Origin of the sequence: Pseudoalteromonas sp. McH1-7, from assembly GCF_013366255.1 — a bacterium.
Lineage (GTDB): Bacteria > Pseudomonadota > Gammaproteobacteria > Enterobacterales > Alteromonadaceae > Pseudoalteromonas > Pseudoalteromonas peptidolytica.
This window is the reverse complement of the sequence record NZ_JABWPQ010000022.1, coordinates 31,459-46,285: the sequence shown is the minus strand read 5'-3', so window position 1 is coordinate 46,285 and position 14,827 is coordinate 31,459. Positions and strand designations below refer to the sequence as shown.

General features: G+C 42.9%; 9 protein-coding genes. 1 reads left to right on the top strand and 8 read right to left on the bottom strand.

The annotated features are described in order from the left end of the window. Window positions 1–3: 3 nt before the first annotated feature. Window positions 4–789 (bottom strand): DUF6279 family lipoprotein, encoded by a 786-nt coding sequence (locus HUZ36_RS15720; RefSeq protein ID WP_176033348.1) that lies wholly within the window; start codon window positions 787–789, stop codon window positions 4–6. A 137-nt stretch (window positions 790–926) separates the two neighbouring features. Here HUZ36_RS15720 and HUZ36_RS15715 point away from each other — a divergent pair, with 137 nt between their 5' ends. After that, complete coding sequence (locus HUZ36_RS15715; protein WP_147391025.1) at window positions 927–1,652, top strand: tetratricopeptide repeat protein; 726 nt, start codon at window positions 927–929, stop codon at window positions 1,650–1,652. Between the two features lie 94 nt (window positions 1,653–1,746). Here the strand turns inward: HUZ36_RS15715 and HUZ36_RS15710 are convergent, their stop codons facing one another. The 7 genes from HUZ36_RS15710 to HUZ36_RS15680 all read right to left on the bottom strand — a co-directional run bounded on the left by HUZ36_RS15710 (window position 1,747) and on the right by HUZ36_RS15680 (window position 14,419). Beyond that, a complete protein-coding gene (locus HUZ36_RS15710) occupies window positions 1,747–3,147 on the bottom strand; it encodes an aldehyde dehydrogenase family protein (RefSeq protein ID WP_147391019.1) in 1,401 nt (466 codons plus the stop codon). A 420-nt stretch (window positions 3,148–3,567) separates the two neighbouring features. Next, window positions 3,568–5,016, bottom strand: a complete 1,449-nt coding sequence (locus HUZ36_RS15705) for an SLC13 family permease (protein ID WP_176033347.1) — start codon at window positions 5,014–5,016, stop codon at window positions 3,568–3,570. Between the two features lie 12 nt (window positions 5,017–5,028). Next, window positions 5,029–5,973 (bottom strand): porin, encoded by a 945-nt coding sequence (locus tag HUZ36_RS15700; protein WP_147391200.1) that lies wholly within the window; start codon window positions 5,971–5,973, stop codon window positions 5,029–5,031. A 530-nt stretch (window positions 5,974–6,503) separates the two neighbouring features. Then, on the bottom strand, window positions 6,504–7,856 hold the full coding sequence (locus tag HUZ36_RS15695) for a sigma-54-dependent transcriptional regulator (protein WP_125253453.1): 1,353 nt from the start codon (window positions 7,854–7,856) through the stop codon (window positions 6,504–6,506). After that, window positions 7,849–9,570 (bottom strand): sensor histidine kinase, encoded by a 1,722-nt coding sequence (locus HUZ36_RS15690; RefSeq protein ID WP_176033346.1) that lies wholly within the window; start codon window positions 9,568–9,570, stop codon window positions 7,849–7,851. Before HUZ36_RS15690 ends, HUZ36_RS15695 begins: the two co-directional genes overlap by 8 nt. A 272-nt stretch (window positions 9,571–9,842) precedes the next feature. Then, a complete protein-coding gene (locus tag HUZ36_RS15685) occupies window positions 9,843–11,672 on the bottom strand; it encodes a M28 family metallopeptidase (RefSeq protein WP_176033345.1) in 1,830 nt (609 codons plus the stop codon). Window positions 11,673–12,235: 563 nt separating this feature from the next. Continuing rightward, window positions 12,236–14,419 carry a M4 family metallopeptidase gene (locus HUZ36_RS15680; protein WP_176033344.1) on the bottom strand — a complete coding sequence of 728 codons (2,184 nt, stop codon included), beginning with the start codon at window positions 14,417–14,419 and terminating at the stop codon, window positions 12,236–12,238. Window positions 14,420–14,827 lie beyond the last annotated feature (408 nt).

Below are 14,827 nucleotides of genomic sequence, written 5' to 3'. Positions count from 1 at the left end.
GCGTTACAAACTCTTTAATAGCTCCAGCAAATCGCGGAGCTCTTCCTCAAAATGCGCCTCTTGTTTATCGCTCATTGTCGCTCTTAGCCGTATTGCTAAAGATGCGGTCGCAGCTATTCTTCTATTTTGTATTTCAACGATGCGTGCAGGCAGCTGCTGTGGTTCAGTAACAATCGCTTTTTGAAATAAGTCCGTAGATAGGTGCTCGTCATTACTGAGCATTAGCGCTTGCTTAAATTGGTTGAAGCGGCGCTGTTGATGAGCACGCCACACTTGCCGTGCAAATTCTCCTTGCTGGTAATGCTCATTTATTATCGCTCTTTGAGCGTTATTCAGCTTACCAAGCCAACGCTCATATCGGCGATACTGATCTCCGTCTTGCCACTCATCCTTTAGCAACTGAGCCTCCAAGTTAGTGATGAGCATCTCCTTTTGTTGCCGATTTAACGTGTTTAAATGATGCACTAACTTTGGAAACACTTGAGTGACAACAGAATACCAGTAGTGACGTGTGGTATCGAACAGTGCCACTACATCCGCTTCTGTCATCTCCTGCCAATTGTTGATAAGTGATTGAACTTGAGACTGATATTTGGGTAATTCTGATTGTCTATGCCAATTGACCAAGGCTTCAACATCAGACTCTAGTTGGTCTTCTTGTTGATCGGTGAGATCCACAAAGTCCGATATATAATAGCTCGCAAGCCACCCAAGGTTGTTGTACGCCAAACGTTGGCTACAACCAACCAAAATGGTGACACAGAAAATCAATAGCACGCCCTTTTTCATTCCACTACCCTGCTCTTTTTTATTATTTTATATTAACGTAAGCAATCGCATTTTAGATTTGAATTTTGTAAATCCTTGTTTCTGGGATTAGAATAACAAACAATACAATAAGCATAGCTACCTAAAGGAGATCTATGATGTTAGGCAAAATTTCCAAGGCATGTGTCATGTTGGCATTACTTAGCCAAGCGCCATTTGCAAACGCAGGATTAGAGGAAGGTATTGATGCGCTTAATGCCGGCAGATTTGAAGAGGCGCTACAAGAATTCAACTATTTAGCAGAAATGAATTATGCCCCAGGTATTTATCAATTAGGTGTAATGTATGAAGGTGGCTATGGCGTTATCAAAAACCAGCGCAAAGCTGCTGAGTTATTTCAACAAGCCGTAAAACTTGGGGAAGCAGATGCAATGTTTGCTCTGGCAGTGATGTATGACGAAGGTCGCGGTGTAAAAAAAGATCGTTCAAAGTACGTTGAATTAATGAAACGAGCGGCAAACAAAAACATGCCCGCAGCACAATTTAACGTTGCACTTATGTATGCTAACGGAGATGGCGTAACGCAAAGCTACCGTCAGGCTCTAAACTGGTACGAAAAAGCTGCAGCAAACAACTATACCTTAGCCATGTTCAATTTAGCTTTGATGTACTTCCAGGGGTTAGGTGTTGAAAAGAGTATTGAGCGCTCCTATGTTTGGAACACCTTAGCAGAGTTCAATGGTTATGCAGAAGCAACAAAAAGTCGCCTCCTTGATGAGAAACAGCTTTCACCTTCACAAATAGAGCAAGCAACGGAGCTTGCCAATAGTATTTACGAGCGTATTCAAGCCGGTAAATATGTAGCTGAAACAAGAACTAAGTAATTTAGCACAGTTGTAGCGGTGAACTGGCTTTAGGAAGCTAGGCCAGTGCATCGCTACTAAGCGGTCTGCGCATTTCAGCGCCCCATATTTATTATTATTTTCGCAAATATAACCACTCTAAGGGCTTGGTTAACAACTTAGAATGACCGAGCAGCATCTTATTGCGCCATTTGGTGTTTTTAGAGTGCAACACCGACTTCTTGTGACTAAAAGTATAAAACCCTTCTTCGCCATGGTACTGCCCCATTCCAGAATGCCCTAACCCACCAAATGGTAATGACTCTACTGCAACGTGAATAATCGTTTCATTAATAGCAAGCGCACCCGCAGCTAACTCCCTAGAGGCCTTATTAATCGCATCTGATGACTGCGTAAATAGGTAGCTTGCAAGCGGGGTTGTATCTTCTCTGATATATGCAATCGCACCTTGTAGGTTGGCTACCTTTAAAATCGGTAAAATGGGCCCAAACAACTCTTCTTGCAGCACCCGCATAGACTTGTCGACCTCAGTGACAATATGTAGTGGTAATTGCCGGTTATCTTGAGACGGCTCTGCCTGCCATACATTAGCCCCCTTGTTTTTAGCATCGCTAATGATGGTGTTTAAGCGCTGAAACTGCCTTTCATTAATGATGGCTGTTTGATTTTTGAGGCCAACTTTGGGCTGATAGGATTTCTTATAGTGGCGCTTTAATGCTGCAACCAGTGCATCAAACTGTTCATGATGAACCAGCACATAATCAGGTGCGACGCAGATCTGTCCGGAATTAGACAGTTTCCCCATTAAGATACTCATTGCAGCTGTATCAATATCGGCATCATCCAAGACAATGACAGGGGATTTTCCACCGAGTTCTAAGGTCACCGGAGTCAGATTTTTCGCTGCTGCTGCCATTACTTTTTTGCCGACCTCAGTTGATCCAGTAAAAAGCAAGTGATCAAATGGCTGTTCAGTGAACATAGCGGCAATATCAGGGCCTCCCTCAATCACACTGACCTCATTATCTAGCCCATCAAATAATGTACGGATCACTTTATTGACTGCTGGCGTAAACTCACTGAGTTTAAGCATTGCTTTATTGCCAGCAGCGAGTGCTGTGATAACAGGAACTATCGCAAGCTGGATCGGGTAATTCCATGGCGCTATCACCCCTATTACTCCCTTGGGCACAATATCAATACCAGCGCGACTGGGTAGCCACTGTATACCTGCAAATCGACGCTTGCTTCTACTCCAGCGGGGCAGGTGTTTACTTATGTAGTCAATTGCATTAACACACGGCATAATATCAGCAATAAGTGTGTCAAACCGACTTCTTTTGCCAAAGTCTTTGTCTGCGGCAGCAACAAACTGCTCTTGAAGTTTTAACATTCTGCTTTTCACATCACGCAGTAAACGCAATCGCTTCTCAATAGCCGGGTAAGGCTCTTGATTAAACTGACTTTTTAGCTGTGTGAAGGTGGCAATTAAATTGCTGGTATTGTCTTCAATCATTGTAAGATCCTACTATCACTCGACTCGAATATAGCAAGGAACAAACCTAGGGTCTATTAATACCAATTAGACTTAATACTTGCTCAATTTGAAGGAGTAAGTCTGACGTGAGCAGCGTTAGAAAATCCTTATTTAGAACAACTAAATAGCAAAATTTTTGCCTTGCCTACACGGAGCTAGGTACCTTGGCTATAGCAGAAAGCGGTAGCGGGGTTATGGGCAAGATTTTCTAGCCTCAAAATAAACCACTTAATTAAGATAATTGGTATAACATTTTGGATAACCCCTAAGAGCGATTCAACAGTAAACGGTGGGTTAACTAGAAAAAATGGGTTAGAAGATTGGTTTTATACTCGTTGAGACAGGCTGCGTATGACCGAGTTGCCCTTCGATGGACACAGCCTGTGGAGAATGGCAACTTTAAAACCCTAGTATGGCGCTCGCTAAAGTCAAGGTTACAAACGTAATTAAACATATCGCCACCAAGTTCAACACGAACCCAGCTCGGATCATATCTTTTATTCTTATCTGCCCTGACCCAAATACGATGGCATTTGGTGGAGTTGCTACAGGCATCATAAATGCGCAGCTTGCAGCAATAGCAGCGGGCACCACCCAAACTAAGGGCGAGCCTGTTATCGACTCTGCGACGGGACCAAGCAAAGGTAAAAACCCGGCCGCTGTCGCAGTATTACTGGTAATTTCCGTTAAAAACGTGATCAACGCCGCAACCACTAACACGCTCAGTACCAGCCCTATTGCATCCGCGCCAGCCAACAGGTTAGCAATGTAGTTAGCAAGGCCTGATGACTTAATTTGCGCAGCCAATGACAGTCCACCACCAAAAAGCAATAAGATTCCCCAAGGTACTTTTGCTGCGCTTTCCCAATCAAGTAGGCGCTCATCACTATTTGATTTTGCCGGTAACACAAAAAGCAGTAATGCAGCTGCAATTGCGATACCAGTGTCAGATAGTTTTAAACCAGTAAAATCACCAATAAGCGGCCTAAAAACCCAACTAAGCGCTGCAAGCACAAATATGGCAAATACACCTTTTTCAGCCCTAGACATGTTACCTAGCGCTGCTAGCTGACTGGTAAATAGAGACTTGGTATCAATACTTACCGCTTCTTGGTCTACCTTATAAGTCACTTTTGTTAGCCAAAACCAAGCAAATGCTAACATCACGATTGATAGCGGCACACCTATCATCATCCATGTGGCAAAACCAATTTCTATTTGATAGCTATCCGACAAATATGCTGCCATTAGAGCGTTTGGCGGTGTGCCAATGAGCGTTGCAATTCCACCGATACTGGCACCATAAGCAATAGATAAAAGTAACGCTTTAGCAAAGCTTTGACTGTCACCACCTTGCTCTCTCACTAGGTGAATAACAGAGAGCGCAATTGGTAACATCATCACTGCCGTTGCTGTGTTAGACATCCACATGGATAAAAAAGCTGTGACGGCCATCATCGCCAAAATTTGAGTGCTAGGTTTGCTGCCCGCGACTAACATGGTGTTGAGTGCAATACGCTTGTGTAGCCCCCACTTTTCCATCGCGATAGAGATAAGAAAACCGCCCAAGAACAAGTAAATTAAAGGGTGTGCAAAAGGAGCTGCAGCACTTTTCATTGAAGTTATTCCGGCCAAGGGAGAAACCACTAAAGGCAACAAAGAAGCCGCAGGGATAGGGACAGCTTCCGTTATCCACCACGACGCTAACCAAAATGTTAGCCCCGCGGTTCGCCACGCTTCAATGGACATACCTGCTGGTGGCTCGGTTAAACACGCTATCAACATAACGATAGGACCTAACCACAAGAATAATTGCGACCTTTTGTTTTTTGTACTTTCAACTGTCATGATCGGATCCCTTTAAAATCTGTACTTCAATCCAAGCGCTATACTCGTATCATCTTCTGTATCAAGGTCGAGCCGTGTTGCCATTGCATACAAGTTAGTTTGCTTATCAAAGAGATAGTCTGTTCCCAAACTCCATTGCGTTGCATCTTCGTTATGGCGTAATCCGCTGGTGTCTCGGGCAAACTGTAATTTAGGACGCCAATGATCGCTTAGCTGATAACTGGCACTCACCACATAGCCCTTGCCTGATTTATCTTTTGCCAGATTTTCACTGTCTTGGATAATGGCACCAAGTTGTAACTTTTGCCACTTGTAAGCCAGAGCAATGCGCGTAGCTAGCAAGTTGCCGATACTGTCTGTATGACTGAGCGCTATATAATACTGTTTATTTTTTAATGCTCGATCGCCATAAATTGCTGTCGCAGCAAACCCTGCTTGTTCATTACTCGCATCATCTTTTGGAGTATAAGTGAGAGAGAACGACATATTATTCCAATTTGGCGAAGTGTATGTAATTGAGTCTCCAACTCTATCTTGTCCAGCAAGGACTTGGGCGATATCACTTTGTGTTTCATTAAACTGATCAACTTTACCTTCACTAAACTTAAAGCGAGTATCATTGCGACCAATTAGCACAGTGCCAAATTGTCCAGCAAGGCCAAGATAGGTGTTTCTAGCAGAAAATGGCTCTGTTGTGTCGTCATGTTCAAAGCCCTTTACCTGCACTTCATATTTATAAACAAGTTTTAGGTCACTTGCTAACGTATGCTCGCCCTTTACCCCAATTCTTGAAAACGGTGCATCAATTTGCGTCCCAGCTTTAGTGTATCGCATGACCCCTTTATCCGTATTTGCGATTTGGACTTCTGCTTTGCCGTAAATACGATAGTCTGCTGCCATCACACTGGCGGTCGCTGATGTGGCTAACACAGCCACGATAAATTTACTTGCTGTCATTGCTTATCTCATTTTTTTGATTGTTGTCACTCGGTGTAACGCAATTCTGAGACCAGCATTATTTTTTAATTTAGAATCATGAAGATATAAAAATTCACTACAACTAATTGATACATAGTGTGCGGTTTTCCACACACGCAACCTTTATGTTTGTCACTAACTTCACCCACACTCGTGCAAGCTCACAGACCTTTTAATTATCCGAAGTTCATATATGGGTCTCCTCCATTTTTGCAAAGTCACCTTACCCCATATCCTTGTCGGGCAACACAATAAAATGCCAATCAAGCGCAGCCATTCGGGTTCATCTGAATGCGTTTTGTTCATTGTTACTCAACGTTTGCTAGGATTATTAGGCGATAAGTCGAGCGTTGCGTTCAAAACACATGCAGAGGAACAAAAATCAAACAGCAAAGGCCAACGACCCCTAATTACTATGAATGTATTGAGCGTAGTGTGAAGTGGTTAACTGAGCAGTGGTTTAAATCTGCCCTTAGTTTACATCAAGAGGGAGTGGCTACACGTAAAAGCTAATCCCCACCAGCAAACATAGTGCGATTTAAGCCATATTTATTCATCTTGTCGTAAAGTGTTTTTCTTGGGATTTGTAGCAAACTCATGGCTTCTTTGATGCTGCCTTGGCTTTGAGCCAAGGCTTCCTCAATCAGAGACTGCTCATAATAACTGACTTTTTCAGCCAAGCTTAGCGTGTCTTCAGACCAAGTTGGGTTGATGCTGCTGTCACTCATCGCTCCACCAAGCAAGATATGTCGTTCAGCATGATTGCGTAGCTCCCTGACGTTACCCGGCCAAGGCTGAGCCAATAGTTGCGATTCAAGCTCTGGACTTATCGGTTGCATTGGCTTGTGAAACCGCGTGGCTGCTATTGAGCTAAAATGCTTATAAAGTAAAGGAATATCTGCTTTCCTCGAGCGCAGCGGTGGGATCTTCACTTTTACAAGATTCAGTCGGTAGTACAGATCTGATCGGAACTTACCTTGCTCGACAAGTTCATGCAACTCTACTTTGGTTGCGGCAACCACTCTAATATCAAGCGCGATAGAAATGTTGCTACCCACTGGCGTTACACTGCGCTCTTCAAGCACTCGCAACAGCTTAACTTGCAGCGCAGCTGACATTGCTTCAATCTCATCTAAAAATAAAGTACCTCCTTGAGCAAAAGAGAACTTTCCCTCGCGTGACTCCTTTGCTCCAGTATATGCACCGCTTTTAGCTCCAAATAATTCACTCTCTATAAGTTCTTCTGGAATTGCACCACAGTTTATGGCCACAAAGTTATGCTTAGAACGCTCACTGTGGTCGTGTAAATAACGTGCAACCAGCTCTTTTCCTGTGCCAGTTTCACCCTCGATTAATACATCTGCTGGCGTATCAATAATTGCATCAAGTAAATGCAGCATTTGTTGCATTTGCTTTGTCTCACCGAGGATCCTAACACCTGGGGCTGATTTCTTCTTCACTTGAGCTTTAAGAGCGCGGTTTTCCATCACCAAGCGGCGCTTATCAAGCGCCCGCTCTATACAGTCTAAAAGAGGTTCAGACACTGGCTTTTCAAAAAAGTCATAAGCGCCCTTCTGAATAGCCTTAACCGCGACCTCTACATCAGCATATCCTGTGAGAAACACCACCGGTAGCTCAGAATCAAATTGAGTTAATTGCTCCAAAAACTCGATGCCATTCATTTCAGGCATATTAATGTCGCACAGCACCACCCCCTGAAATTGGCGCGAGAGTTTTTTTAAGGCAGGAGCGGCATTGGTATAACAATGGACTTCATATCCTTCAATTTCGAATAGCTGCTTGAGCGCATCGAGGATACTTGGTTCATCATCAATAATTAACAACGTCTTGTTTTCAGTCATGCTGCGGGTTCTTCATATATAAACTAATTAAAAATTCTGCACCACCTTGGGGGTGATTGTGGGCACTCAATTGACCCTGAAACGACTCGATAATTTGTTTTGAAATAGACAATCCAAGTCCTAACCCGTTACCACTTTTAGTAGTAAAAAACGGCTCAAATATAGTCGATAAAGCATGTTGCTTAATTCCCTCGCCATTATCAATAATAGACAGCTGTACTTTACTTTCATGGGCTTGGGCACATATTTTTATACGCTTTTGATGCTGCTCAGTCAGTGCTTGACAGGCGTTACTAATGATATTGACCAACACTTGTTCAAATTTAAATGGGTCTACCCAGATATTGCACGCTAAGCCTTCGCATTGCACTTCAACACCTGTGCGCTTTAGCTCTGGGCCAACTATCACCAGAGCGTTATCTACTGAATGCTTGAGGCTAGTCGTCAGCATTTTATTATCATGATGCTGACTAAAAGACTTTAATTGCGCAACAATTTTGTGCACTCTGGTGATCAATGATTGAATCAACACCATGTTTTCGACAACAGGCTGCACCTCGCCTTTTAGTGCAAGACGTTTGGCACTTGCAACATACGCACTCATGGCGCTAAGAGGTTGGTTTATCTCATGGTTGATACTCGCACTCAACTGCCCTATGGTGGCAAGTTTTGCCGCCCGGATCAACGCATCTTGCGCATGCTCTAACTCCTGCCGACGATATGCAACTTCAGCTTCCAACGTGCGCTGACTGTATAGTAGTTGTCGATAGCCTGTAAGCTTACTCAATGTATACTCAGCGACAGCGAATATAATTATCAGGATAAGTGCTGTGATCCCAAGCCGTCCCCACTGCGCTGACTTAATTGCTGCCACCTCGTATAACAAATAAAGCGTGTATTGCGGCAAGAGTACTTGTTGTTGCACTAACACTTCCCCTAGGTGCGTCGCACTCCACGCTCGGTTGTCAGACAATTCGCGCCAGCCAATAGGCTTTAGAGGCTCATTCTCAAACTGTCTTGCAACAGTGATTCGCTCACGTTGAGTTGACGATAATGCCAATAATGTTCCCAGACGCCACTGCTCTACATTCGATGCAAGTACAATATTATTACTGTCTGCGATTAAGAAGTGGCTATTGGTGCCGGTATCTAGTTGAGCTTTGTCTGACTCAAATTTACTGGCATTCACTTTCATGACCACTACACCTAACAGCAAACTGTCCTCATACACAGGGTTAGCAAAGTAAAAGCCTCGTGTCTTAGATCTCAATCCCAGAGCAAACGATACATTGGCATCGCCTTTGATGGTTTGGTAGAAATAAGGACGAAAAGCAAAATTGCTTCCCTTGTAGCTATGTAGTTTGTCCCAGTTGCTGCTGGCGATCACTGTGCCGCTAAGGTCTAGTAAATAGATGTCTGATGCACCACTGGAGATTTGTATATCTTGAAGGTAACGATCGAGTTCGTTGTCATTGTCATCGCTTTTTGGCTGAAGGCCAAGCTTTACCAAAGGACTTTGACTCAATTGAGATTGTATCGCCTGGTAACGGCTAAACTCAGCTTGAACGTACCCCTTGAGCTTTTCCAAATTACTTTTAGTCTGGCTGAGTATTCGCTCTTCATCCTGCTTGACATTAAAAAAATAGCTTATCCAAAGCCCACACAATAATAGTAAAAAGTAAATTAATATCTTAATTGAGAACTTATGCGACACATGTGACTCCTGAGCAGACTCGATGAGTCTAACAGAAGCCACATGTCAATAAAATCACATCTTTATACCCATTAATTAAATGGCCTATGCTAAGGCGAGAAAACCTTGTCACTAACACCGCAGTTGGTTCCTTTTAAGCTGGTAAAAGCTTTACTACTTAGTTGTTCTAAATAGCAAATTTAAACCTATTTAGTGACTGATTTTCTCCTCGCACTGATACATCAATGTATTTTTATCGTTATCAGCTACTTTTTTGATACTGCGAGCTGGCGTCAGTTAGCGCTGATACTCAGTGTGACATTATTCGCAGCTTGGTACCCTTGCAAACCGATATGCCAAGTACCGGCTTGTGGCGTTGAAATAGTACACTGTTCATTGTTGCCGTTTTTGTATGGTCGGCATTGATATGTACCAGTATCGGGTTGTGTACCGAAATTAACATAAAGATCAGCATCACCGGTTCCGCCAGAAGTACTGATTGTTAACGTTTGATATCCAGCACCCAACGCTTGGGTAAAGTATTGCCACTGGCCACTGGCAACTGCTATGTTTTCTACGGTCTTGTCAATAGGAGGGTTTCCACTGGAGGTATCATATTTGCCTAGCAGACTGACGCCTGAAATAGCGTTCCACGCCTCCACCATTATATGGTAAGTACCGGCCTGTGCCGTTGTTATATCACATTGCTCGTTACTAGTAGAATTAGTACTTTTGCAGTCATACGTTTCTAATGTTGGCTTTGCATCAAATCGGACGTAAAGATCAGCATCACCTGAGCCGCCTGAAGTGCTAAAACTTAAGTTAGATGCCCCCTCTGCCACCTCCATGATAAAAAACTGTTGGCTCTTCGCATTGCCTGAAATGCCCGTTTTCGCAACACCATTTTCGAGTTTATTATCAGGTAAAGGAGGAGGTGGGTCTCCTGCATTCTTACCGATTTCAGCAACAAACGCCAACGCCAATTTGGCAAATTTTTGCGCATGAGTTGCATCAAATTCAGTGTCGTTTGTTGTATGAATTTTTCTATTAATATCTGACATTCTAGACTCGAATGGCATTGAAGCTGGAAAACCCTGCTGATACCAAGATGCGTGATCAGAGCAGCCATAGCCACATTGGTCGTAAGCATAAGTTAGGTTGGGTAAATAGGTTTCTATCAACTGACCTAGAAACTGATTTTGAGCGCTATTGGTATAGTCTGTCATCATCACGATGTCTGCACTGCTACCATTTCTGCCTGTCATATCAAACTGCGCCATCCCTACTACATTTTTACCTTGTGAACTGTAAGCCTGAGCAATCGCTTTGGAGCCACGTAAACCCACTTCCTCTGCGGCAAAACCCATAATTTGAATAGTACGTTGTGGTTTATATCCATCAGCAACAATTGCTTTAAGCGCTTGTGTTAATACCGCGATCCCTGACGCATTATCGTCAGCACCGGGTGCCAAGCCGCTACTATTGGACTGATTGATAGAATCAAGGTGTCCACCAATCACCACAATTTCGTCGCTAAGCTCACTCCCAGCGATGGTGACAATTACAGATGACTGTGCCCAGCTGTGAGAGAAGTATTCAACTGTAATATCTGAGCGACTGGCCGCAATGTCAGACCAATTTTGTTTTACCCACTGCGCAGCATCAATCCCTGATTGTGAGGTGTAATAACGATTATAAAAACTAGTCAGTGAGCTAACCGTGGCACTTAAATTAGCAGTATTGACCTTAGATAGCAGACTATTGACTCGCTCGGGGTTATCAATGCTGTAATTGACCAACGTTGCCGCTGGATCTATGGTTTCAAGTTGCGCTAAGTAGCTTTGCGCACTTTCAAGAGAATCATGAGCTACAAATCCACCACAGCGGTGATATTCATCATGCATAAATGCACTTAGCTCGCTGTGATAATGTTCTGGGACTTTGAGCGCTTTAATGTCGCTATTGGCTATCGAAAGTTGTTCAAAGTGGTTGCCTCTTATTGAGTTATGCACCTGAAAATGTTGGCTTGAATCCGCATCCATGGTGATCCATATTTCCTCAGATGCTATGGCTACACAACTTAGGCAAGCCATACTCATTAGTAATGGGGTGGTAACATTCATTGTTGTATCCTCTGCTCACTTGAACCTAATCTTTATCCAAATACATCAATATAAATCAGCGTGTTCAAATGAGAAATATCATGGTTGATAGACTAAGTATCGTTTGGCGCGATATTAATAAACTTGAGCTGCCGATAATTACTGCCTTTCTTGCAGTCAGTCTTAGCGTTAACTGCGTTGTGCTTTAGCAACAATGAATTGGAATATTTCTTATCCAAACCTCAGGTTAATCAACGTATTGTTTTAGGCTTGCTTACCCATAACAGTCGTTGCTGAAGTTATACCAATTTTCTTAATTAAGAGGTCTATTTTGAGGCGAGAAAATCTTGTCGATAACCAGGAAAAAACTTTGCTATTTAGTTGTTCTAAATAAGAAATTTTTAACGCTGTTAGCGTCAGATTTACTCCTTCAAATTGAGCAAGTATTAAGTCAAATTGGTATTAGTTGCAATCAAGTGCTTACAAAGCATGAAGCGAAAAGTATTACTAACCAGTTGCTCACGTTATTAGTCCATCGCCCTAAAAAGTAAGAGGGAGCTTACGCTCCCTATTGAATTGGCAGATTAATTCGCTTTAATATTCAAAGTTACGCCGCTTGCTGCATTGTAACCTCTTAAATCTATGTGCCATGTACCTTGTTGTGGGTTCGCAATTGTACAGCTCTCGTTGTTACCGTTTTTAAACGGACGGCATTGATAGCTTGATGTTGTCGATTGAGAACCAAAGTTGACGTATAGATCAGCATCACCTGAGCCACCAGAAATGTTGACTTCAAGGTTGCTGTAACCCGCAGCTAATTCCTGTGTGAAACGAGCCCAACCACCAGAAGCGACGTCAATATTAGACTCAGTGCGATCAATTGGTTGCGTTCCACCGGCTGCACTATAGGTGCCTGTTAATGTCACCCCAGAGATCTGGTTCCATGCCTCTACCATAACGTGGTATCTACCGGCTTGAATATTGCTAATATCGCAGCTTTCGTTGCTTGTAGACGTGGTACTATTACAGTCATAGCTACTCAGTGTTGGGCGAGAGCCATACTTCACGTAAAGATCCGCATCACCGCTTCCACCGGAAGTTGTGAAATTTAGGCTCGTCGCATCAGCGGGCACATCAAGCGTGAAGAACATTTGAGCTTTTGCTGCACCATCAATATCGGTACGCGGTTGACCATTAACTAACTCTTCATCACCGCCTGGAGGTGGAGGCGGTGTTGTTGAACAGCTGCTTCCTGCACTTAGGTCAGAGTTAACGCCAACCGCAGCTAACGCGGCTTTTACATCATTTGGTTCATAGCCTAGGTCACAAGCTGCATCCATTACCCCATTACCAGCTAAATCCCAATCAGTATTCGCTGTCCAATACATTTGGTTCGCTTTAGCCATCACGATAAAGGCTTTTTTAGTATCCCAGCCAGCTGTGGTTGCAAGGTTATAAAATGCTTTATTGAACACACCTGATGTGTAGTGGACATCCATGCTTGATGTATAATTCGACTGATGGTCAATAGAGCGGCCATCACGGGTAGGGTCATTCATATAACGTAATGCACCGCTACCTTTGAAGATATCCTGTCCTACTAACCAGTCATTGCTGCCTTTCATATAAAATTCAGCCGCTTCACCCGCCATGTCAGAAAAGGCTTCGTTTAGGCCACCAGATTTATAGCGATATACTAGGCCAGAATTTTGTTCGGTGAATCCGTGGCTTACTTCGTGAGCAGAGACATCTAGGCTGACCAAAGGATAAAAAGTATTGGCACCGTCACCAAAGGTCATCGCGCTACCATCCCAAAATGCGTTTTCATAATTGTTACTGTAATGAACGCGCATTTGCAGCTGGAATGAAAGCGGCGCAGTACCAAGCCAATCATTGTACATGTTAAAAACAACGTTACCGAAATAATGCGCATCGTTTAATGGAGAATAAGCGCCATTGATTTCTTTAAAGGTGTTTTCTGGACAAGTAAAGCTGTGTGCTGAAGATCCACCGCTACCATGGTTCAAATTAATGGTCTTAACATTCGCATTAGTCATCGAACACGTATTGCCTGACTGTGCTACATCCAAGTACCCGTAGTCAGTACCATACTCATAGCGGCCAGTTTTTTCGTTACCGCCCGGGCCGGTTGCGTTAGCGTGTTGTAAGTTGTCAAAACTTTCTAATATTTCGCCGGTGTTTGCATCCACAATTAAATATGGGCGTTTCGGTTCATCCCCGTAGGTAACGAAGGTGATCTCATAAACTAATCGTGCTGTCGAGTTGCTATCGAGCCAAATTGCTAAACGAGACTTTTCGTTGTGCTTTTTGTGCTGTTTCTCGCTTTGCAAAGACTGCTTTTCAGCCATTTTTAACGCCTTAGCTGCGTTAAGCGTTGGTTTAACGGCAGCAAGATCCGCTGCAATGTTATATACCGCTGCACCATGTGCTTTTTTTAATGTACCAGCGTCATCGAATGTAAGAATAACGGTGTCGCCGATCACCGGTAAGCCATGATAGGTTTGCTGAAAGCGTGTGGTCGTTTCACCCTTTTTATTGCTAAAGCTTTTTAACTCTTTAAGTTGGCTTGCACTTTCTAACCCAATAAGCACCTTAGGCTGCGTACTGAGTACAGTTTGAGACGCCGACTTTAACATTGTGTTTAGATCTGATTTTTGATTTAAGTATTGTTTTGTTGCAGCCTGAGCGCTCAAGGACGTAAACGCAATTGCACATGCTGTAGCCATAGTTACTGTAGATAATTTCACTTATTACACTCCTAGTATTGTTGTTTTATCGTCACTTTTACTTTCTCGCTTTTTACATCCAGCGATAACAAATGACTTCTTTCTCCTTCAACTTCAGAAGACATGGGAAACACATGTTGGCTTCCCATGTCTTATTAGACTAGGCAGCAATGAAAATAAATAAACCCCAAAGTTAACATTTTAATAATATTTAATTCACCTTAAATATTTATGCAATAATTTCATGCGTTTGCTCAAAATACGTACTAAAAATGGGGAGAGCTTTATATTTCACATCGATATAAATGTAAAAAATTTGATACAGAACGGGGAATATAACAGTCTACCCTTTCTTAAAACATTCAATAAGTTATGTTATATCAAAATGTGTAATTTCTACTCTGTAATCCCTACTCAATCAATGACTCT

What these genes read in the sequence shown, in the direction of transcription:
- HUZ36_RS15720 (WP_176033348.1), bottom strand. Translation starts at nt 789, where the DNA reads ATGAAAAAGGGCGTGCTATTGATTTTCTGTGTCACCATTTTGGTTGGT.
- HUZ36_RS15715 (WP_147391025.1), top strand. Translation starts at nt 927, where the DNA reads ATGTTAGGCAAAATTTCCAAGGCATGTGTCATGTTGGCATTACTTAGC.
- HUZ36_RS15710 (WP_147391019.1), bottom strand. Translation starts at nt 3,147, where the DNA reads ATGATTGAAGACAATACCAGCAATTTAATTGCCACCTTCACACAGCTA.
- HUZ36_RS15705 (WP_176033347.1), bottom strand. Translation starts at nt 5,016, where the DNA reads ATGACAGTTGAAAGTACAAAAAACAAAAGGTCGCAATTATTCTTGTGG.
- HUZ36_RS15700 (WP_147391200.1), bottom strand. Translation starts at nt 5,973, where the DNA reads ATGACAGCAAGTAAATTTATCGTGGCTGTGTTAGCCACATCAGCGACC.
- HUZ36_RS15695 (WP_125253453.1), bottom strand. Translation starts at nt 7,856, where the DNA reads ATGACTGAAAACAAGACGTTGTTAATTATTGATGATGAACCAAGTATC.
- HUZ36_RS15685 (WP_176033345.1), bottom strand. Translation starts at nt 11,672, where the DNA reads ATGAATGTTACCACCCCATTACTAATGAGTATGGCTTGCCTAAGTTGT.